The following is a 20,315-nucleotide window of genomic DNA, read 5'->3' as shown; positions in this document are numbered from 1 at the left end:
GCTATGGACTTTACGATTCAACACTTTATAGCCCTGGCGCCGCTGCTGATCACCAGCGCCACCCTTGTGGTGGTGATGCTGGCGATCGCCTGGCGGCGCAACCACGCCCAGACCTTCCTGCTGTCGGTGGCCGGTCTGAACCTGGCATTGCTGTCGATCTTCCCGGTGCTGAAAGTGGCACCGCTGGCAGTGACCCCGCTGTTGCAGATCGACCAGTTCGCCTGCCTCTACATGGCCCTGATCCTGGTGGCCACCCTGGCCTGCGTCACCCTGGCCCACGCCTACCTGGGCGATGGCAGTAGCGGTTACCCGGGCAACCGTGAAGAGCTGTACCTGCTGATCCTGCTGGCCGCCGCTGGTGGACTGGTATTGGTCAGCGCGCAGAACCTGGCCGGCCTGTTCATCGGCCTGGAACTGCTCTCGGTACCGGTCTACGGCCTGGTGGCCTATGCCTTCTTCAACAAGCGCTCCCTGGAGGCCGGCATCAAGTACATGGTGCTGTCGGCCGCCGGTTCGGGCTTCCTGTTGTTCGGCATGGCCCTGCTCTACGCAGAAGCCGGCAGCCTCAGCTTCAGCGGTATCGGCCAGGCCCTGGCCGCCACTGGGCTGCCAAGCCCGCTGGCGCAACTGGGCCTGGGCATGATGCTGATCGGCCTGGCCTTCAAACTGTCGCTGGTGCCTTTCCACCTGTGGACTCCGGACGTCTACGAAGGCGCCCCGGCCCCGGTCGCCGCCTTCCTGGCCACCGCCAGCAAGGTGGCGGTGTTCGCGGTGCTGGTGCGTCTGTTCCAGCTCTCGCCAGTGGCCAGCAGCGGTGTCCTGAGCAACGTGCTGACCGTGATCGCCATCGCCTCGATCCTGGTGGGCAACCTGTTGGCGCTGACCCAGAGCAACCTCAAGCGTCTGCTGGGTTACTCCTCCATCGCCCACTTCGGTTACCTGCTGATCGCCCTGGTGGCGAGCAAGGGCCTGGCCATGGAAGCCATCGGCGTGTACCTGGTCACCTACGTGATCACCAGCCTGGGCGCCTTCGGCGTGATCACCCTGATGTCCTCGCCGTACAAGGGCCGTGACGCCGACGCACTGTACGAGTACCGCGGCCTGTTCTGGCGCCGTCCGTACCTGACGGCCGTCCTCACCGTGATGATGCTGTCCCTGGCCGGTATCCCGCTGACCGCAGGCTTCATCGGCAAGTTCTACATCATCGCTACCGGTGTCGAAGCGCACCAATGGTGGCTGGTCGGTTCCCTGGTCATGGGCAGCGCCATCGGCGTCTTCTACTACCTGCGAGTGATGGTCACCCTGTACCTGATCGAGCCGAACCTGCGTCGCGTCGATGCCCAACTGCACTGGGAACAGAAAGCCGGTGGCGTCATGCTGCTGGCCATCGCGCTCCTGGCGTTCTTCCTCGGCGTATACCCACAGCCGCTGCTGACCCTGGTCCAGCATTCGGGCCTGGCAGGTTGATCGCTTAAGCTTCAGCGCAACACACAGAACGGCACCTTCGGGTGCCGTTTTGCATTTCAGGGCCCTGCCCTCCCCTCTTCCCGGCGAAACTCGGAATCGCCCTTCCTGTCACGTCGGCCCGGTCCGACATTCAGCCCACTGCCGCAGGCATAGACTGTTGCCAGATCAAACGCGGCGCTCAGCGGGCCTTGACCAAAGCTGCAGCGTCATCCAGCCTATACGTAGGAAGCGTATGAAATGAATGCTCTGTTTATTGAACTACCGGCATTTGCGCGATACCGAAAAGGCTTCCTTGACGACGAATTGTTCTGCGAACTGCAGATCGAGTTGCTGCGCCACCCGCACGCGGGTGTTCTGATTCAGGGCACTGGCGGCTTGCGCAAGATGCGTTTCATCGATGAGCGACGTAACAAGGGCAGGCGTGGCGGGCTGAGGGTGATTTATTACTGGTGGTCCGGAGGAGCACAGTTCTGGCTCTTCACCCTGTTCGACAAGGAGCAGATGGACGACCTGCTACCGCAGCAGCGACACCAACTCAAACAACTGCTGGAACGTGAAATCGAGGCCAGACGACATGATCAAACGTGACATCTTTTCCGAACTGGTAGAAGGCATCGACGCCCTCACCCAGGAACGCCAGGGCAAGATCACCTTACGCAGCCATAAAGTGAAGCTCGAAAAGCTGCCGCCCATCACCGCCGCTGAGGTGATGAACATCCGCCAGCAACTCAACCTCTCGCGCTCGGTATTCGCCATGTACCTGCGCACCAACACCCGCACCCTGGAGAACTGGGAACAGGGCCGCGCCATACCCAACGCCCAGGCCACGACCCTGATGCGCCTGGTGGAACGCTACCCCGACACGGTGGAGCGCCTCGCTTCGCTGGCCTGAGCAAGCAGATACTGTTTTACGGGCAACAAAAAACCCGCGCCAGGCGGGTTTCTTGTTGCTGCGAACGTAGGCTTAGTCAGCCAGGCGCCAGGTAGTACCGCCCTTACCGTCTTCCAGGATCACGCCCATGGCGGTGATCTGATCGCGAATACGGTCGGACTCCGCCCAGTCCTTGTTGGCACGGGCTGCCAGACGGGCCTGGATCAGCGCCTCGACCTGTGCCCCATCGACCCGGCCTTCGGCACCGGCCTGCAGGAAGTCGTCGGCTTCCAGTTGCAGCACACCCAGCACGCTGGCCAGCTCTTTCAGACGTGCTGCAAGACCCGCCGCCGCATCGATATCGCTCTCACGCAGGCGGTTGATCTCGCGCACCATCTCGAACAGCACGGCACAGGCTTCCGGAGTACCGAAGTCGTCGTTCATCACCTGGGTGAAACGCTCGACGAAGGCTTCGCCACCGGCCGGCGCCACTTTCGGCAGGCCCTTGAGCGCATGGTAGAAACGCTCCAGCGCGCCCTTGGCGTCCTTGAGGTTGTCTTCCGAGTAGTTGATGGCGCTGCGGTAGTGGCTGGCCACCAGCAGGTAACGCACCACTTCCGGATGGTACTTGTCGAGCACGTCACGAATGGTGAAGAAGTTGTTCAAGGACTTGGACATCTTCTCGCCATTGATGCGGATCATGCCGCAGTGCATCCAGGCGTTGGCGTAGGTCTTGCCGGTAGCCGCCTCGCTCTGGGCGATCTCGTTCTCGTGGTGCGGGAACTCCAAGTCGCTGCCGCCGCCATGAATGTCGAAGGTCTCGCCCAGGCAGCAGGTGGACATCACCGAGCACTCGATGTGCCAGCCCGGACGACCGTCACCCCAAGGCGATGGCCAGCTTGGCTCGCCCGGCTTGGTGCCTTTCCACAGAACGAAGTCCAGTGGGTCCTGCTTCGACTCGTCGACTTCGATCCGCGCGCCGATGCGCAGGTCTTCGATCTTCTTGCGCGACAGCTTGCCGTAGCCCATGAACTTGCCGACGCGGTAGTACACGTCGCCATTGCCCGGGGCATAAGCGTAACCCTTGTCGATCAGGGTCTGGATCATCTTCAGCATGCCCGGAATATGATCCGTGGCACGCGGCTCCATGTCCGGCTTGAGGATGTTGAGGCGTGCTTCATCCTCGTGCATCGCCGTGATCATGCGTTCGGTCAGGACATTGAACGGCTCACCGTTCTCCTTGGCCCGGTTGATGATCTTGTCTTCGATGTCGGTGATGTTGCGCACATACGTCAGGTCATACCCGCTGAAACGCAGCCAGCGGGTAATCAGGTCGAAGGCCACCATGCTGCGGCCATGGCCCAGGTGGCAGTAGTCGTACACGGTCATGCCGCACACGTACATGCGCACCTTGTTGCCATCCAGAGGCTTGAAGACTTCTTTGCTCTTGGTGAGCGTGTTGTAGATCGTTAGCACGTTAGTTCCTTGACTGAATCACTGACCCCAGGAGTCGCGCAGGGTCACAGTACGGTTGAATACCGGAGCACCTGGTTTCGAGTCCTTGATATCCGCGCAGAAGTAACCTTCGCGCTCGAACTGGAAACGGTCTTCCGGCTGTGCGTTGCCCAACGAGGGTTCAGCACGACAACCAGTGAGCACTTGCAGGGAGTCAGGGTTGATGTTGTCCAGGAAACTCGCGCTGTCTTCGGCCTTCTCAGGGTTCGGAGAGCGGAACAGGCGATCGTACAGACGCACTTCGCACTCGACGCTGGCGGCAGCCGGCACCCAGTGGACCACGCCCTTGACCTTGCGGCCTTCAGGGTTCTTGCCCAGGGTGTCCGGGTCGTAGGAGCAACGCAGCTCGACGATATTGCCCTCGGCGTCCTTGATCGCCTCAAGGGCACGGATCACGTAGCTGCCACGCAGGCGTACTTCGCCGTTCGGCTCCAGGCGCTTGTAGCCCTTTGGCGGCTCTTCCATGAAGTCGTCACGGTCGATGTAGATTTCACGGGCGAACGGCAGCTGGCGCACGCCGAGTTCTTCTTTCTGCGGATGACGCGGCAGTTCGAGGTTCTCGACCTGGCCTTCCGGGTAGTTGGTGATCACGACTTTCAACGGACGCAGCACGCACATGGCGCGCGGGGCATTCGCGTCGAGGTCCTGGCGGATGCTGAATTCCAGCATGCCGTAGTCGACCACGCCGTCGGAGCGGTTGGTGCCAACCATCTCGCAGAAATTGCGGATCGATGCAGGGGTGTAGCCGCGGCGGCGGAAGCCCGACAGAGTCGACATGCGCGGGTCGTCCCAACCATTCACATGCTTCTCATCCACCAGTTGCTTGAGCTTGCGCTTGCTGGTGATGGTGTAGTTCAGGTTCAGACGGCTGAACTCGTACTGGCGCGGGTTGGCCGGTACTGGCAGGTGCTCGAGGAACCACTCGTACAGCGGACGGTGGCTTTCGAATTCCAGGGTGCAGATCGAATGGGTGATGCCTTCAATGGCGTCCGACTGACCGTGGGTGAAGTCGTAGTTGGGGTAGATGCACCACTTGTCACCGGTCTGGTGGTGGTGAGCGTGACGGATGCGATACATGATCGGGTCGCGCAGGTTCATGTTCGGCGAGGCCATGTCGATCTTGGCCCGCAGTACCCGTGCACCATCCGGGAACTCACCGGCGCGCATGCGAGCGAACCAGTCCAGGTTCTCTTCCACCGAACGCTCGCGGAACGGGCTGTTCTTGCCCGGCTCGGTGAGGCTGCCACGGTATTCCTTGGCTTGCTCGGGAGTCAGGTCGCAGACATAAGCCTTGCCTGCCTTGATCAGTTCCACGGCCCAGTCGTGCAGCTGGTCGAAATACTGCGAGGCGTAGCGCACTTCACCGGACCACTCAAAGCCCAGCCACTTGACGTCGCTTTCGATGGCGTCGATGTATTCCTGGTCTTCCTTGGCCGGGTTGGTGTCGTCGAAGCGCAGGTGGGTGACACCACCGAACTCCTGGGCCAGACCGAAGTTCACGCAGATCGACTTGGCGTGACCGATGTGCAGGTAACCGTTGGGCTCCGGAGGGAAGCGGGTCACGATCTGTGTGTGCTTACCCGAGTCCAGGTCCGCCTGGATGATCGGGCGCAGGAAGTTGACCGGTACGGCCGGTCCAGTCTTGGAATTCGAGGTAGGGTCGACAGTGGGCTTGCTCATAGGATCCTTGAACGTACAAGTGCGCGGCCAGGTGCGGCCTGATAAATCAAAACGGATATCATAGCCGATGCTGTCAAGTGCCTGACAGAGCGCAGCTTTAAAACTGCGGCTATTAATGGCACCCAAGTGAAAAAACAGCCTCGAAATTCGTGGCGGTCACGCTAAACTGCGCTCCTTGGCTGCAGGATGGCCAAATCGGTGCGGACCCCATGCGTGCCCCGCCACCCAGGATTTTCTTGAAAACGCTTCTCCTTATAAAGAGTACCGACCATGACCCAAGTCAAACTGACCACCAACCACGGCGAGATCGTGCTGGAACTGAACGCCGAGAAAGCCCCGTTGACCGTGGCCAACTTCGTCGAATACGTGAAAGCCGGTCACTATGAAAACACCGTTTTTCACCGCGTCATCGGTAACTTCATGATCCAGGGCGGCGGCTTCGAACCTGGCATGAAAGAAAAGAAAGACAAGCGTCCAAGCATCCAGAACGAAGCGGACAACGGCCTTTCCAACGACAAGTACACCGTGGCCATGGCCCGTACCATGGAGCCGCATTCGGCTTCCGCGCAGTTCTTCATCAACGTTGCCGACAACAGCTTCCTCAACCACAGCGGCAAGACCGTGCAGGGCTGGGGCTACGCCGTATTCGGCAAAGTGATCGCCGGCACCGAAGTGGTCGACAAGATCAAGGGCGTGGCCACCACCATGAAGTCCGGCCACCAGGACGTACCCGCAGACGACGTGATCATCGAGAAAGCCGAGATCATTGAGTGATACTGCTGATTTCAGATCTGCATCTGGAAGAGGAGCGCCCGGACATCACCCGGGCGTTTCTGGATTTACTCGGTGGACGCGCCCGCGCCGCCGAGGCGCTGTACATCCTCGGGGACTTTTTCGAGGTATGGATCGGCGACGATGCCATGACCCCCTACCAGCTTTCCATTTGCCAGGCATTGCGCGAGCTCAGCGACAGCGGCACGCAGATCTTCCTGATGCATGGCAATCGCGACTTCATGCTCGGCAAGGCCTTCTGCAAGGCGGCCGGCGCCACCCTGCTCAAGGATCCCAGTGTCGTCGACTTCTACGGCGAGCCGGTATTGCTGATGCACGGTGACAGCCTGTGCACCCGTGACGAAGCCTACATGCGTATGCGCCGCTACCTGCGCAACCCGCTGAGCCTGTGGATTCTGCGCCACCTGCCCCTGGGCACCCGGCGCAAGCTGGCGCGCAAGCTGCGCAACGAAAGCCGGGCCCAGACCCGCATGAAGGCCAACGACATTGTCGATGTGACCCCGGACCAGGTACCGCAGGTCATGCAGGAACACGGGGTGCGCACCCTGGTTCACGGCCACACCCATCGCCCGGCGATCCACAAGCTGCAGATCGGCGAACAAGCCGCCAAGCGCATTGTGCTGGGGGACTGGGACCGTCAGGGCTGGGCGCTGCAGGTGGATGAGCAGGGTTTCCAACTGGCGGCGTTCGATTTCGTACCGACGCAACTGGCGCTGCCCGGTTCGCCCTGAGCGGACGTCCTCGCTGCCGTAGGAGCCGGCTTGCCGGCGAAGGGAACAGCAAGCCTTGCATGGCCCTGTCGGGCGCCTTCCCTGTCAAGCCCGCTCCTACAACAGATGCCCTACCGTAGGAGCCGGCTTGCCGGCGAAGGGGCCAGCAAGCCTTGCATGACCCTTTCGGACGCCAGCGCCTGCGACGAAAGGCATCAATGCCCCGCCGCGGCTGGGCCGGCCTTGGCAGCGAACGGCGGCTTGGCCAGCCAGACCAGCAGAATCAGGCCCATGAAGCCCCAGCCCAGCAAGGTGAAGTAGTCCACGGTCGAGAGCATGTATGCCTGGCTGGTCAGGACTTGATCCAGCTGCGCGTAAGCCTTGGTGCTCGCGCCTCCGAGATTGCTCAGCGCATCCCGGGTGACCGGGTCGAAGATGCTCATGCTTTCGCTCATGTAAGCGTGATGCTGGTCTGCCCGGCGAATCCAGATCCAGGTGGTCAGCGACGCCGCAAAACTACCCCCCAGAGTCCGCAGGAAGGTTGCCAGGCCAGCGCCGTCGGCGATCTGGTGCGGTGGCAGGTCGGACATCAGGATGCTCAGGGTCGGCATGAAGAACAGCGCCACGCCGATGCCCATGAACAATTGCACCAGGGCGATGTGCTGGAAGTCCACTTCATTGGTGAAACCGGCACGCATGAAGCAGCTCAGGCCAATGGCCAGGAATGCCAGCCCGGCCAGCAGGCGCAGGTCGAACTTGTTCGCGTACTTGCCAACAAAGGGTGACAACAGCACCGGCAGGATGCCGATCGGTGCCACCGCCAGCCCCGCCCATGTCGCGGTGTAGCCCATCTGGGTCTGCAACCATTGCGGCAGGATCAGGTTAATACCGAAGAACCCGGCGTAACCCAGCACCAGCACTATCGTGCCAATGCGGAAGTTGCGGTGCGCGAACAGCCGCAGGTTGACCACCGGATGCTGGTCGGTCATTTCCCAGATGATGAACACCGCCAGCGCGATCACCGAAATCGCCGCACCGATGATGATGAAGTTCGACTCGAACCAGTCCAGGTCATTGCCCTTGTCGAGGATCACCTGCAACGCGCCGACGCCAATGACCAGCGAAATCAGCCCGACGTAGTCCATCGGCTGACGGCTGGTGACCACCGGGCGCTTGGCCAGCTGCGAACGCACCACCATCACCGCAAAAATGCCGATCGGAACGTTGATGAAGAAAATCCACGGCCAGCTGTAACTGTCGGTGATCCAGCCGCCAAGAATGGGACCAGCAATCGGCGCCACCACCGTGACCATTGCCAGCAATGCCAGGGCCATGCCGCGCCTGGCGGGTGGATAAACGGCGATCAGCAGGGTTTGCGTCATCGGGTACAACGGCCCGGCCACCAGGCCTTGCAGCACACGAAAGCCGATCAGCTCAGGCATCGAGGTCGAGATGCCGCAGAGAAACGAGGCCAGCACAAACAGCATCGTCGCCCAGAGAAACAGTTTTACCTCGCCAAAGCGCCGGCTGAGCCAGCCGGTCAGCGGCAACGCAATCGCATTGCTCACGGCGAACGAGGTAATCACCCACGTGCCCTGCTCCGAACTCACACCAAGGTTGCCGGAAATCGTCGGCAACGCCACGTTGGCGATGGTGGTGTCGAGCACCTGCATGAAGGTCGCCAGCGACAGGCCGATGGTGCTGAGCAACAGGCTGGGCGGCGTGAAAGAAGCGTTATTGCTCATCGCGAATCCTTTGGAACCGGGGTGGCGCTGCGCCCCTGTGGGGCGAGCATGCTCGCACCCACAGGGTCAGTGGCGAATCAGCGTTGCGCGGTTTTGCTGACCACAGCGCTGTTGTCATGGATCAGCTGAGCGATCATCGCGTCGGCTTCGGCCAACTGCCGGTCGTAGACGTTGGTGCTGAACGAGGCCTTTTGCTGCGGTTGCTGCGCCAGTACCGGGCCGCTCTGGTCATGCAGGTTCACTTCAACATTGGTCGACAGCCCAACCCGCAGTGGGTGCTTGGCCAGCTCTTCGGCATTGATGTGAATCCGCACCGGCACACGCTGCACGATCTTGATCCAGTTGCCGGTGGCGTTTTGCGCGGGCAACAGAGCAAACGCGCTGCCGGTGCCGGCGCCGAGGCTGTCGACGGTGCCACTGTATTTCACGCTGCTGCCGTAGATGTCGGACTCGATGTCCACGGGCTGGCCGATGCGCATATCACGCAGTTGGGTTTCCTTGAAGTTGGCATCGATCCACAGTTGATCCAGCGGGATCACCGCCATCAACGCCGTACCCGGTTGCACTCGCTGGCCGAGCTGCACGGTGCGTTTGGCAACGTAACCGGTGACCGGCGCGATCAGGGTGCTGCGCGCATTGGTCAGGTAGGCCTGGCGCAGATCCGCAGCCGCCGACATCACGTCCGGGTGCGACGAGACCACGGTGTCATCGACCAGCGCACTGGTGGTTTTCAACTGCTGCTTGGCGTTGGCCAGGGCGTTTTGCGCCGAGGTCAGGTCGTCGCGGGCGTGGGACAGTTCTTCCTGGGAAATCGCGCCGCCAGCGGCAAGGTTTTTCCGGCGGTTGAAGTTGTCCTGAGCCTTCTGCACTTCGGCCTGTTGCGCGTTGACCTGGGCTTTCATGCCGTCGACATTGCTGTACAAGCCGCGAACCTGACGCACGGTACGCGCCAGTTTCGCCTGGGCACTTTGCAGACCGACTTCGGCATCGTTGGGGTCGAAGTTGATCAGCACCTGACCTTCGTGGACCAGGTCACCATCGTCGGCGCCGATGCTGACCACGGTACCGGTCACCAGCGGAGTGATTTCAACGACGTTGCCGTTGACGTAGGCGTCATCGGTGCTCTCATTCCAGCGCCCGATGAATTCGTGATAAGCCCAGACACCGGCAGCGGTGAGGGCTACAACGATGGCCAGCACCAGCAGCATCACTTTGCGCTTGCGCGGATTGCCGGTGTCTTGCGAGTTGTCTTGAGCTTGGGTGTTTTCGGCAGTGGCCATGACAAATACCTGAATTAGTTGTGCGGCGTGGCTGGAATGGCGTTGGCTGCGCTCAGGGTCTCGCCCTGAAAGCCCCCGCCCAGCGCTTGCATCAGTTGAATCGACAGATCGATCTGCTCGGCATTGAGGTTGGCCAACTGACGTTGGGCCTGCAGCAGTTGCTGCTCGATGCTGAGCACGTCCAGGTAGTTGCCGATGCCGGAACCGTAACGCTGGACCACGGTGTTATAGGAATCCTGAGCAATGTCGGTGGCGTGCTGTTGCGCGCCGATTTGCCGGCCGATGTCACGCAACTGGTTGATCGTGTCGCTGACATCACCCAGCGCTTTCACCAGGCTTTTGTTGTACTGCGCCACCGCCAGATCGTAATCGGCGTCACGCGAATCGAGGTTGGCGCGCAGGCGCCCACCATCGAAGATCGGCAGCGAAATGGTCGGGGCGATGCTGAAGAAGCGACTGGCCGAACCAAACATTGCGTCACCCAACAAGGATTCGGCACCGGCGGACGCCGTAAGGTTCAGGTTGGGATAGAAGCGGGTTTTCGCCGAATCGATGTCTTTGCTCGCGGCCTCTACACGCCAGCGGGCGGCGACCAGGTCCGGGCGACGGCCAAGCAGCTCTGCCGGAAGAACCGAGGGCACTGCCACGGCGCTGGCTTGCAATACTTTGGGCCGGGCGATTTCACTGCCGCGATCCGGGCCTTTGCCGAGCAGCACGGCCAGGGCGATTTTCGCACTGCTCAGGCGTTTTTCGGCGTCGATCAGGCTGGCTTCGGAACTGGCTTCCAGGCTCTGGGTTTGCTGGAGCTGGTACTGGCTGTCGATCCCGGCGCTCAAGCGACGCTGGCTCAGATCGAGCATTTGCCTGGTGCGCTTGAGATCGTCGCTGGCCAGGTCATAGACGATGTGCGCCTGCCCCAGATCGCTGTAGGCCCGGGCCACATCGGCGGCGAGGGTCAATTGCGCGGCCTGACGGTCGACTTCAGCAGCACGAGCCTGGCCGAGTGCGGCTTCCCAGGCATCACGCTGGCCGCCCCACAGGTCGAAGTTGTAATTGAAGCCGGCGCTGATGTTACGCACGGTGGCGTAGGCATCGCCCTGCCCCAGCGGATCCTGATCCTTGGCCAGGCGCGAACGGCTGATGCCGGCGCTGGCGTCGAGGGTCGGATAGCGTTCGGCATCGGCGGCATACGCGGCGGCGCTGGCCTGATGGGCACGGGCGGCGGCGATCTGCATGTCCGGACTGTCGCGCAGGGCTTCGCGGATCAGACCGTCGAGCTGTGGATCGCCAAGGCTGGTCCACCAGTCGCTTTTCGGCCATGCCGCAGGCGACAGGGTCACACCGTTGAGGGATTGGCCGGCCTTCAGGCTTTTCGCGTCGAGATTTTTGCCTTGGGTATCGAGGCCGCTGTAATTGGCGCATCCGGCAAGGATCATCGCCGACAGCACCAGCGTCAGGCTGCTGCGCAAGGTCTTACTGCTCATTGTGTTCACCTAAGCGCTGGATGGTGATCGGGTCACCGGCGGCCAGCAGGATTTTCTTGAGGATGTATTCCAGGGTCTTCAACTCGTCCGGGGAGATCGCGCCAGCCAGTTCATTCATCGCGTCGGCGCCGATCTGCGGCAGCCGATCCGTCAGCTGCTGGCCCTGTTCGGTCAGGGTCAGTTGCACTTGGCGGCGATCACCTTCGCTGCGTTGGCGAGCCAGGAAGCCCTTCTGCTCCAGACGATCGAGCATGCGTGTCATCGAACCGCTGTCCAGCGACAGGTGCCGGCACAGCTCGGCCGGGGTATCGACGCCGAACTGGGCCATGATGATCAACACTTTGAACTGCGCGGCAGTGATGCCGTGGGGTTCCATGTGGGTGTCGATGATCCGGTCCTTGAGCAATGCGGCGCGGCCCAGCAACAGGCCGAGATGGCAGGTTTTGAATTCGTCCGGGGTGAAATGCTTCATGTGCTCACCTAATAACTGCCTAGGCAGTGAATATATGTCGAGATGTTACTGCCTAGGCAGCGAATGTCAACGCAATAGTTAGGTTGCTTTGTAATTAGTTGACCAATGGACTGGGTCTTTATGCTGAACAGGCGGGCGTCATCGCCAACCTGCTGGCGATTAGTAGTCTTCATGCCTCTGCCTACCGCCTGTGAGTCAACGGGATTGCCCTATTCCACGATGACTTCGACAAAGGCCATGGATCGCACGTGCACCCGGCATCCCCCCCCTTGAGCGAATTGGAGATCGACCGCATACAGGTGCACGACTGCAGCGCCAACGAGGTACTGACGCAGGCGCCAACCTGCGTTGCCCGGCTCGGTCCCCCGTTGGTCTAACGGTGGTGACGGGAAGCTTGGAGACCGCGCAAGAACTTGATCTGTTGCGTAAAATCGACTGCACTCAGATTCAGGGTTTCCTGATCTTTCACGCCATATTCTTCGGATCAATTCCAGCCGTTGCTGTCCCATGACGGGCCGACAAACGCGTATGGATTGGCAAGCGGGTGTCGAGGCCCGTCACTTGCCATCGAGGTCACTGTGTCCAACGGCTCTCTCATCACTGCTGCCCAGGCCCTCTAATGCCACATCCCAATGCCCTTCTGGAGAAACTCGCCAGCAGTTCCTCGCGCCTGAACAAGAGCCTGCTGGTGCTCGGAGCCCTGTTGTTGCTGTTGCTGGGCATCAGCTATGTGGGGGTGACGCGCATGATCGAAGAGCGGCGCGAAACCTTGCAGTTTCACTTCGCCCGGCTGATGGAGAATGTCCACGAACAGGAAGTGTTCCTGCAGGATATCGCCCGGGAAAGCGTCAAGAGCGAACGGCTGCCCAGTCTCATGTTGCCACCCTACTCACAAAAACCCCTGCCCGAGGAAGGGCCGAATATTTACGAGGGCCGCGGCCTGCCGTTTTCGCTGCCCTATAGCTTGAAGATCAATACGGACAGGATTGCCCCCAGCCAATACCCGAAGATCTTTGCGCTGGGTACTCATTTGGCGGCCTATTACAGCGCATTCTGGTCGGCCTCGCACTATCAGTCGCCCCAAGTCGCCCTGATCAATGGCCCCGACAATTTTGACCTTGCCGTACCCTCCACCGGGCGTTTGCGCGGTCCGGGACGGATACCGATGCCTATGGGCGATCTGATCGATGCGATGACCCGCTTGAACAAGCGCCTGCGCGGGCAGAACTCACCATTGCCAGATTTTCAGGTGCACTGGGAACCCTATGTCTCTTCCAATGACGACAAGAGCGCCCCCACCCTGCTGGCATACGTGAGTATCAACCTGGCGAAAACCGCATTGACCGTCGAGGGCGCCGATACCTGGGTGGTGCTGGGCTCGCTGATGAACCTGTCTCAGGTCAACAACATCGAGCGGTTGATGCAGTGGTCGATCTACGATGACTTCACCTTGATCACCCCTCGTGGCGTGGTATTGACCGGAGCTCTGAAACCCGGCGAGGTGCTGGATGAAGGGGTGAACTTCAACCGCGACGGCCTGGTGTTCAAACTGAGCAGCCCCGGGGACCATCACTGGACGGCGATCTACGTCATCAGCCTGCGCAGCTTCCTCGATTACGCGCTGTGGCCATTGCTTGGCCTGGTCGCGCTGGTGCTTGCGCTGCTCGGTTGCAGTCGGGCGATCAATCGCTGGTACCAGGCCCGGGTCATCCTGCCCGCGCAGAGGGCGCACGCCAGCATCGCTGAAAGCGAGGCGTTCAGCCGCACGGTGATCGATACGGCGCCGACCGGCCTGTGCGTGATTCGCCGCAGCGATCACCAGGTGCTGCTGGAAAACCAGCGCGCCCAGCAATGGCACCACAACGGCCAACTGATGAGCTTGCTCACGCCCCTTACGGGCCCCGGTCACGCCGATCTTGAAATCAATGGGCGCCACCTGCACGTCGCCTTTGTGCCCACCCGCTATCAGGGCCAGGACGCCTGGTTATGTGCGTTGCATGACGTGACCCGGCATGTCGAAGATGCAGCGGCGCTGGAAGAAGCGCGCCAGGCCGCCGACTCGGCAAACCAGGCCAAAAGCCGTTTCCTCGCCACCATGAGCCACGAGATCCGTACTCCCCTGTACGGCGTGCTGGGAACTCTGGAGCTGCTTGGCCTGACCTCGCTCGCCCCGCGCCAGCAGGATTACCTGCACACCATCCAGCGCTCCTCCGCCACGTTGTTCCAACTGGTCAGCGATGTACTGGATGTGTCGAAAATCGAAGCCGGACAGATGACCCTCGAACTTGAGGATTTCTGCCCGCTGGAGCTGACCGAAGACACCGTGCGCACCTACAGCGCCTTCGCCCGATCCAAGGGCGTGCTGCTCTATGCCTGCATCGACCCGGCGCTGCCGGACCGGTTGCGCGGTGACCCGATACGGATTCGCCAGATCCTCAACAACCTGCTGAGCAACGCCATCAAGTTCACCGATAACGGTCGCGTGGTGCTGCGGGTTCAGCTGCTGGAAAGCGGCGACGGCCGCGCCCATGTGCAATGGCAAGTCAGCGATTCGGGAAAGGGGATTACCCAGGCGCAACAACAGCAACTGTTCGACCCTTTCTATCAGGTCAACGACGCCAACGCGCAAGCCGGTGCCGGATTGGGACTGGCCATTTGCAAATGGCTGTGCGAGTTGATGGCGGGCCAGTTGAACGTGGTCAGCGAGCCCGGGCTCGGCAGCAGTTTCATCCTTCAACTCTCGCTGGAACACGCACCCGGTGAGCTGGCCGATTGCCCTGTGTTCGGCCCCGGCAGCGCCGCCGTCTATGTGCGTGCAAAGGTCGCTGAACAGGCACAACACCTGATGGCCTGGCTCAAGCGTTTTGGCCTCGACTGTCACCCATTGACGGCCGGTACACCAGTGTCATCGGCACTGCTGGTAGAGCTTTGCTCGCTGGCCAATACCGCGGCCTGGCCGGGTCCGAAGGTCGTCGCCACGGCGGATGGCCCCAACCCTTCGCAATTACGCGGTACCGTCCGAGAAGTCGACGCCCATGATGTCCGCGCGATCGCCTGGGCGATTTACCAGGCCCAGCACGGCGCCAGCACCGACAGCCAACCTTCGTCGCCGGATACCCCCCGGCAGTTGAATCTGCAAGTGCTGGTGGCGGAAGACAATGCGATCAACTCGGCGATCATCAAGGAGCAACTGGAAGTGCTGGGCTGCTCGGTGGTCGTCGCGGCCAATGGCGAGCTTGCCCTGGCGCAGTGGTCGCCCGGACGCTTCGATCTGCTGCTGACCGACGTCAATATGCCGGTCATGAACGGCTACCAATTGACCACGGCGTTGCGACAACTGGATCAGGCCTTGCCGATTATCGGCGTCACCGCCAACGCCTTGCGCGAAGAAGGCGAGCGCTGCACTAGCGTCGGCATGAACGCCTGGATGGTCAAGCCACTGAACCTCGCCACCCTGCGCGCGCACCTGGAAAGACATTGCAAAATCGCCCTACCAGCGACCAGCGTTGCGCCTCTAAAGCTGTCACCGAACATGCGCGAACTCTTTGTCACGACGCTACGCCAGGACATGCAGGTCACGCTGACGGCACTGGACAACGCCGATGCCAATCGCGTGGCGCAACAGCTGCACAGCATGGCCGGTGCATTGGGTGCGGTACAGCTCGAGGAACTGGCCACAACCTTCGTCGAGCTGGAGTGTCGCTTGAACGGCATGAGCGTGACCAGCGCCCTGGACCTGGAGGTGCGCCAGAATCTGGCTCGATTGAAAGACCTGCTGGACACCCTTGAATAATTTCAATGCGGATAATCAGCCATGGAAACCCTCAAGGTTGCCATTGCCAATGACCACCCCATCGTCCTGGGGGGGGTACGAGAGCTGGTTGAGCGTGGCCAATGCTTGCGCGCTGATGGAATACCTGACGCGGCACTTCCCCAACGTGCTGGTGCTGACGATGATTTCCAACCCGCTGATCCTGACGCGCCTGCAAGAGATCGTGGCAAGCCGGTGCGCAGCAGTGCCGAGCGTTTTACTCACATGTTGCTAAAGGAACATAAAATAGTGCGTTGATTTGTTCCGGGAGTGGGAGTCAGCAACGATTGACTTAAGAGCGCAAAGATAACAAGCATTCAAAAAAATTCTCGCCACGAGCAAACTTGACGCCAACAGCAACCATACACTTCTGGATTACTAACATAACTAGAAAAACTCAAACTAACAGACAACTACATTCCAGCTGCAATTAACTTCTAGGAATCGTCTGATGTACCACCAAAAAATCGCGTTATATCGTGTTGTTGTTTTAAACCTAACCACTGGAAAACAACATGAAAAAGCTAACTCGCGCACTTCTCGCCCTTTCAATCATCGCCGCCGCTGGCAACGCCCTGGCAGATGACCCCGTCCAGGCCGGTAGTGGCACTATCAACTTCACCGGCACCATCAACAACGATGCCTGCTCCGTTGAAGGCGCTGGCAAGGGTAAAACCATAGCGGTCGACATGGGCGAAGTGTCGATCAAAGACATGGGCACTCCCAGCGCGCCTAAAGGCAACGGCACCCTGAACGTCGAAAACTTCAGCATGAAGATCAACTGCAACGCCGGTACTAAGGTCGCAATGATCTTCAAACCAACCTCGGGCGCAGGTTCGGGTCTTGTGCCCGGTACCAAGGTGCTTCGTCTGATTGACGGTCTGGGGGCTGCGAAAGGTATCGGCATTGCGCTGCTTGACTCCAATGGCGAGGTGATCGACCTCCGCACGGCAAGCACCGCAAAGATCGAAAACTCTCTGCAAGACAGCAACGCCACCCTCAAATTCTCCGCAGCCTACGTAACCACCGGCACTCCGGCACAGGCTGTTGCCGGTCGTGGCGACGCCACCCTACCGTTCACGCTGCAATACGAATAATCCGCGCGAGCACACAAGCCCGGTGCGGGGCCGGTCGGCCCCGCATCCTCATTCACTTGCGCGGTAGCCCTCATGTTTTATCGTCACTCACTATCCTTTTGTGCAGGCCTGCTGAGCCTGTTCATGGTCAATCAGGCCATGGCCGGAATTTCCTTGAGCAGCACCCGGCTGATTTTCGACGGCCAGCACAAGGAGGCCGGAATCACCGTGCGCAACAGCGGTGAAGACGTGTTGATCCAGTCGTGGATCGACACCGACTCCAGCGAAACCGCAGCAGTACCCTTTGCCGTCACGCCGCCACTGGTGCGCGTCAGCGGCGACGAACAGCAAATATTGCGGGTGATCTACGAAGGCACGGGCATGCCATCCGACCGCGAGTCGGTGGTGTGGCTCAATGTGCAAGAGATCCCTCAAGCGGCGAAATCCAAGAACACCTTGCAACTGGCCGTGCGTCAGCGCATCAAGGTGTTCTTCCGCCCGCCAGGCCTGAAAAACAACGCCTATCTGGCACCGAGCGAACTGACCTGGCGCCTGACAGAACAAGCCGGCAAGCACCTGTTGGTGGTGAATAACCCTGGCCGGTATCACGTGTCGATTGCCGAAATCACACTTCAATCCGGCACCGTCAGTGAGCAACCCGTTGAATCAATGATGATTGCCCCCGGCGAGCAAAAAAGCTTCCCCCTTAAACAACTTCACAACGCCAATACAGCCCGTCTTTTATTCAAAAGCATTAATGATTATGGCGCACAAGATCGTTATGGAGCACAAATTTCCAACAGTGCCGATACCCGAGCCAGTTTGAATAAACAAACCCCATAACTTAAGCGCCGCTGTGACGGCTGAACTTCCACTGTATTTCTCTTCGCTCCGTTAGTTCGTATCGGAGGTGATATGGGGTTCCTGTATGTTTTTACTCAAGCGCGACAGATGGGCGCCATTTTCGATTGTTCTGTTATTCAGCACCACCTGCGTGGCCGATGACGATGAACAGTTCAATACCTCGTTTCTCCTAGGCGCACCATCTTCTGTGGATCTGCAACCATTGCTCGCCAGCAGTCGTGTGCTGCCCGGCATCTATCGGGTGGACCTGTACGGCAACGAAACGCTGGTCGGCCGCCGCGACATCGATTTTCGTCGCCCTCCCGGCACGAGCAAGGTCGAGGCCTGCCTGACTCTGGAAATAGTGCAGCAACTGGGGGTCGACATCGGCAAGCTGCAAGCCAGCGGCAAACTGAGCAGCGATGATCCCGATGCCTGCCTGGACTTGCCCGCCTTGATCGATCACGCCAGCGTGCGTTACGACGTACCCCGTCTGCGCTTGATCGTCAGTGTTCCGCAAAGCGCCATGGTGCGTGGCCGACGTGGTTATGTCGACTCGGCCCTATGGGACGAAGGCGTTCCCGCCGCATTCATCAACTATCAGTTGAGCAGCAGCCGCAACGGCACTCGGGGTGAAAATACCCTGTCCAACAACGTCGGCCTGCGCAACGGCATCAACCTCGGCGCCTGGCGCTTGCGTAACGAATCGAACTTCAGCAGCAGCACCGGCCGCCCCAGCACATTCAAAAGTAACCGCAGCTATCTGCAACATGACGTGACTGCCCTGAAGGGCCAGTTCAGCGCCGGGGATATCTTTTCAGATGCCGACCTGTTCGACAGCGTGCGCTATCGCGGCCTGAAACTGGCGTCCGACGACGGCATGCGTGCCGACAGCGAGCGCGGTTATGCGCCAATCATTCGCGGCATTGCGCAGTCCAGCGCCACCGTGGAGATCCGCCAGGACAGCTACCTCCTCTACACCGCCAACGTGCCGCCGGGGCCATTCGAGATCAGCGATATCTACCCCAGCGGCTCCAACGGCGACCTGGAAGTGACGATTATCGAAGCCGATGGCCGCCGCCGGGTGACGGTGCAGGCATTTTCCAGCCTGCCGATCATGGTCCGTGAGGGCCAGTTGAAGTACAGCGTCTCGGCCGGCCGGTACAACAGCAACAGCGTTGACCAGAAGTCACCGCAATTTGTCAGCAGCACCCTGGCATACGGCATCAGCAGTAACTTGTCCGGGATCGTCGGGGTGCAGGCCTCGGAAAACTTCAAGGCGCTGTCCGTGGGAGCTGGCCGCAATACAACTATCGGTGCCGTCTCACTGGACTTGACCCACTCCATGAGCAGCACTTTCGGCAAAACCATCACCGGCAACAGCCTGCGCGCGCTGTATGCGAAGACGTTCACCGGCACCGACACCAACTTCACCCTCGCCGCCTATCGCTACTCGACCGAGGGCTATCGCACCCTCACCGAGCACGTCGAGGAACTGAGCAACGACGGCCAGAAGCGTATCGGCAACTCGAAAACCCGTACCGACCTGACCGTCAACCAGAGCCTGGGCCGAAACCAGCGATACGGCAGCGTCTACATCAACGCCAGCGACCAGCGTTACTGGGGACGCGGTGGCTCGCAAAGCCTGTCGGCGGGTTACAGCAACTATTGGGGCGATGTGAACTACAACCTCGGCGCCACCTACTCCAAGGATGTCGGCAACTACGGGCCGGCGAACAATGACACACTGGTGAACCTGTCCATATCGTTCCCGCTGGGCTCCAAGCCTCGTGCACCCCGCGCCTTCGTCTCGGCCAGCACGCAGAAATCCAGCGATACCACGCAAATGGGCCTCAACGGCTATCTGGCGCAAGACAGCGACACCTATTACTCGGTGCAAGCCGGCAACAGCAGCAACGGCGGCAGCTCCGGCTCAGTCAACCTCAGCACCCGCACCTCATTTATGGATATCAGCGCCGGTTACAGCCAGGGGCGCGGCTACAACTCGCAAAACCTTAACCTGTCGGGTTCGATCGTCGGCCATGGCGGCGGAATCAACCTGGGACAAACCGTGGGCGAAACGTTCGCGCTGGCGCAGGTCGAAGGCGTGGAAGGGGTGAAAATCGGCAGCTTCTCCGGAGCCAGGACCGGCAGCAACGGCTTCGCCGTGATCCCCAATGCGCAGCCCTATCGCGTGAACTGGATCAACCTCGACACTCGAGATCTGGGTGCCGATATCGAGATCGACAGTGGGACCCGGCAAGTGGTGCCACGTCGTGGTGCCGTGGTGCTGGCGCGTTACACCAGCAAGACCGGACGGCGAGTGCAGTTCGCGCTGTTCGACGCCAGGCACCAGCCGATTCCGTTTGGCGCGTCGCTCGAAGACAGCGCCGGCAAACAGTTGGCGATCTCTGACCCTGGTGGCAAGGCTCTGGCGCTGGTTGAAGCCGACGCCGGTACCCTGACCATCAACTGGCAGGGCCAGCGCTGTGAAGCGCCTTATGCGTTGCCCGAACGCAACACCGCGCTGAACTATGAGCGGGCGACACTGGTGTGCCGCCCCTGATTC

General features: G+C 60.5%; 15 protein-coding genes and 1 pseudogene. 10 read left to right on the top strand and 6 right to left on the bottom strand.

Translation table 11 applies throughout. The features are described from left to right. The first annotated feature begins 3 nt into the window (after positions 1–3). The 3 genes from nuoN (at position 4) to M2395_RS01150 (ending at position 2,359) form a co-directional block, all read left to right on the top strand. On the top strand, positions 4–1,467 hold the full coding sequence (nuoN, locus tag M2395_RS01160) for an NADH-quinone oxidoreductase subunit NuoN (protein ID WP_011062196.1): 1,464 nt from the start codon (positions 4–6) through the stop codon (positions 1,465–1,467). A 237-nt stretch (positions 1,468–1,704) separates the two neighbouring features. After that, positions 1,705–2,055, top strand: a complete 351-nt coding sequence (locus M2395_RS01155; RefSeq protein ID WP_123430476.1) for a toxin — start codon at positions 1,705–1,707, stop codon at positions 2,053–2,055. Next, positions 2,045–2,359 carry a DNA-binding transcriptional regulator gene (locus M2395_RS01150; RefSeq protein WP_185057779.1) on the top strand — a complete coding sequence of 105 codons (315 nt, stop codon included), beginning with the start codon at positions 2,045–2,047 and terminating at the stop codon, positions 2,357–2,359. Before M2395_RS01155 ends, M2395_RS01150 begins: the two co-directional genes overlap by 11 nt. Positions 2,360–2,431: 72 nt before the next feature. On the opposite strand, the gene cysS is transcribed toward M2395_RS01150, so the two are convergent. Continuing rightward, on the bottom strand, positions 2,432–3,814 hold the full coding sequence (gene cysS / locus M2395_RS01145) for a cysteine--tRNA ligase (RefSeq protein ID WP_123430474.1): 1,383 nt from the start codon (positions 3,812–3,814) through the stop codon (positions 2,432–2,434). Positions 3,815–3,832: 18 nt separating this feature from the next. Continuing rightward, a complete protein-coding gene (locus M2395_RS01140) occupies positions 3,833–5,533 on the bottom strand; it encodes a glutamine--tRNA ligase/YqeY domain fusion protein (protein ID WP_015636302.1) in 1,701 nt (566 codons plus the stop codon). 270 nt (positions 5,534–5,803) lie between these two features. On the opposite strand from M2395_RS01140, the gene M2395_RS01135 reads away from it, so the two are divergent. Then, positions 5,804–6,307, top strand: coding sequence for a peptidylprolyl isomerase (locus M2395_RS01135; protein ID WP_011062201.1), 504 nt, complete (start codon positions 5,804–5,806; stop codon positions 6,305–6,307). Then, on the top strand, positions 6,304–7,056 hold the full coding sequence (gene lpxH / locus M2395_RS01130; RefSeq protein ID WP_015636303.1) for a UDP-2,3-diacylglucosamine diphosphatase: 753 nt from the start codon (positions 6,304–6,306) through the stop codon (positions 7,054–7,056). The genes M2395_RS01135 and lpxH overlap by 4 nt, the downstream gene beginning before the upstream one ends. Positions 7,057–7,250: 194 nt before the next feature. Here the strand turns inward: lpxH and M2395_RS01125 are convergent, their stop codons facing one another. From M2395_RS01125 to M2395_RS01110, 4 genes are all read right to left on the bottom strand, one after another. Next, on the bottom strand, positions 7,251–8,780 hold the full coding sequence (locus M2395_RS01125; RefSeq protein ID WP_011062203.1) for a DHA2 family efflux MFS transporter permease subunit: 1,530 nt from the start codon (positions 8,778–8,780) through the stop codon (positions 7,251–7,253). A gap of 77 nt (positions 8,781–8,857) precedes the next feature. Continuing rightward, complete coding sequence (locus M2395_RS01120) at positions 8,858–10,060, bottom strand: efflux RND transporter periplasmic adaptor subunit (protein ID WP_077934493.1); 1,203 nt, start codon at positions 10,058–10,060, stop codon at positions 8,858–8,860. Positions 10,061–10,074: 14 nt separating this feature from the next. Then, the gene (locus tag M2395_RS01115) at positions 10,075–11,544 is read right to left on the bottom strand and encodes an efflux transporter outer membrane subunit (RefSeq protein WP_011062205.1); all 1,470 of its coding nucleotides are present in this window, start codon (positions 11,542–11,544) and stop codon (positions 10,075–10,077) included. Continuing rightward, positions 11,534–12,016 (bottom strand): MarR family winged helix-turn-helix transcriptional regulator, encoded by a 483-nt coding sequence (locus tag M2395_RS01110; RefSeq protein WP_011062206.1) that lies wholly within the window; start codon positions 12,014–12,016, stop codon positions 11,534–11,536. Before M2395_RS01110 ends, M2395_RS01115 begins: the two co-directional genes overlap by 11 nt. Before the next feature lie 619 nt (positions 12,017–12,635). On the opposite strand from M2395_RS01110, the gene M2395_RS01105 reads away from it, so the two are divergent. The 5 genes and pseudogenes from M2395_RS01105 to M2395_RS01085 all read left to right on the top strand — a co-directional run bounded on the left by M2395_RS01105 (position 12,636) and on the right by M2395_RS01085 (position 20,312). Further along, entirely contained in the window at positions 12,636–15,809 is a 3,174-nt protein-coding gene (locus M2395_RS01105; protein ID WP_123430473.1) for a hybrid sensor histidine kinase/response regulator, read from the top strand. 21 nt (positions 15,810–15,830) lie between these two features. Beyond that, positions 15,831–16,011 (top strand): annotated as a pseudogene (locus M2395_RS01100) (DNA-binding response regulator); the annotation flags it as partial. A gap of 331 nt (positions 16,012–16,342) precedes the next feature. Continuing rightward, positions 16,343–16,924, top strand: a complete 582-nt coding sequence (locus tag M2395_RS01095) for a fimbrial protein (protein WP_123430472.1) — start codon at positions 16,343–16,345, stop codon at positions 16,922–16,924. 72 nt (positions 16,925–16,996) lie between these two features. Continuing rightward, the gene (locus M2395_RS01090; protein ID WP_123430471.1) at positions 16,997–17,746 is read left to right on the top strand and encodes a molecular chaperone; all 750 of its coding nucleotides are present in this window, start codon (positions 16,997–16,999) and stop codon (positions 17,744–17,746) included. Positions 17,747–17,831: 85 nt separating this feature from the next. After that, complete coding sequence (locus tag M2395_RS01085; protein ID WP_123430470.1) at positions 17,832–20,312, top strand: fimbria/pilus outer membrane usher protein; 2,481 nt, start codon at positions 17,832–17,834, stop codon at positions 20,310–20,312. Positions 20,313–20,315 lie beyond the last annotated feature (3 nt).

This window comes from Pseudomonas sp. BIGb0176 (assembly GCF_024810175.1).
GTDB lineage: Bacteria > Pseudomonadota > Gammaproteobacteria > Pseudomonadales > Pseudomonadaceae > Aquipseudomonas > Aquipseudomonas protegens.
Note: the sequence above shows the minus strand (reverse complement) of the source record. Positions and strands in the feature narration are given on the sequence as shown.

Excerpts from the sequence above, each read along its gene's own strand:
- M2395_RS01110 (WP_011062206.1), bottom strand. The coding sequence starts at position 12,016 with ATGAAGCATTTCACCCCGGACGAATTCAAAACCTGCCATCTCGGCCTG.
- M2395_RS01125 (WP_011062203.1), bottom strand. The coding sequence starts at position 8,780 with ATGAGCAATAACGCTTCTTTCACGCCGCCCAGCCTGTTGCTCAGCACC.
- M2395_RS01140 (WP_015636302.1), bottom strand. The coding sequence starts at position 5,533 with ATGAGCAAGCCCACTGTCGACCCTACCTCGAATTCCAAGACTGGACCG.
- M2395_RS01155 (WP_123430476.1), top strand. The coding sequence starts at position 1,705 with ATGAATGCTCTGTTTATTGAACTACCGGCATTTGCGCGATACCGAAAA.
- M2395_RS01105 (WP_123430473.1), top strand. The coding sequence starts at position 12,636 with ATGCCACATCCCAATGCCCTTCTGGAGAAACTCGCCAGCAGTTCCTCG.
- nuoN (WP_011062196.1), top strand. The coding sequence starts at position 4 with ATGGACTTTACGATTCAACACTTTATAGCCCTGGCGCCGCTGCTGATC.
- M2395_RS01095 (WP_123430472.1), top strand. The coding sequence starts at position 16,343 with ATGAAAAAGCTAACTCGCGCACTTCTCGCCCTTTCAATCATCGCCGCC.
- M2395_RS01090 (WP_123430471.1), top strand. The coding sequence starts at position 16,997 with ATGTTTTATCGTCACTCACTATCCTTTTGTGCAGGCCTGCTGAGCCTG.
- M2395_RS01115 (WP_011062205.1), bottom strand. The coding sequence starts at position 11,544 with ATGAGCAGTAAGACCTTGCGCAGCAGCCTGACGCTGGTGCTGTCGGCG.
- M2395_RS01120 (WP_077934493.1), bottom strand. The coding sequence starts at position 10,060 with ATGGCCACTGCCGAAAACACCCAAGCTCAAGACAACTCGCAAGACACC.
- M2395_RS01085 (WP_123430470.1), top strand. The coding sequence starts at position 17,832 with ATGTTTTTACTCAAGCGCGACAGATGGGCGCCATTTTCGATTGTTCTG.
- M2395_RS01135 (WP_011062201.1), top strand. The coding sequence starts at position 5,804 with ATGACCCAAGTCAAACTGACCACCAACCACGGCGAGATCGTGCTGGAA.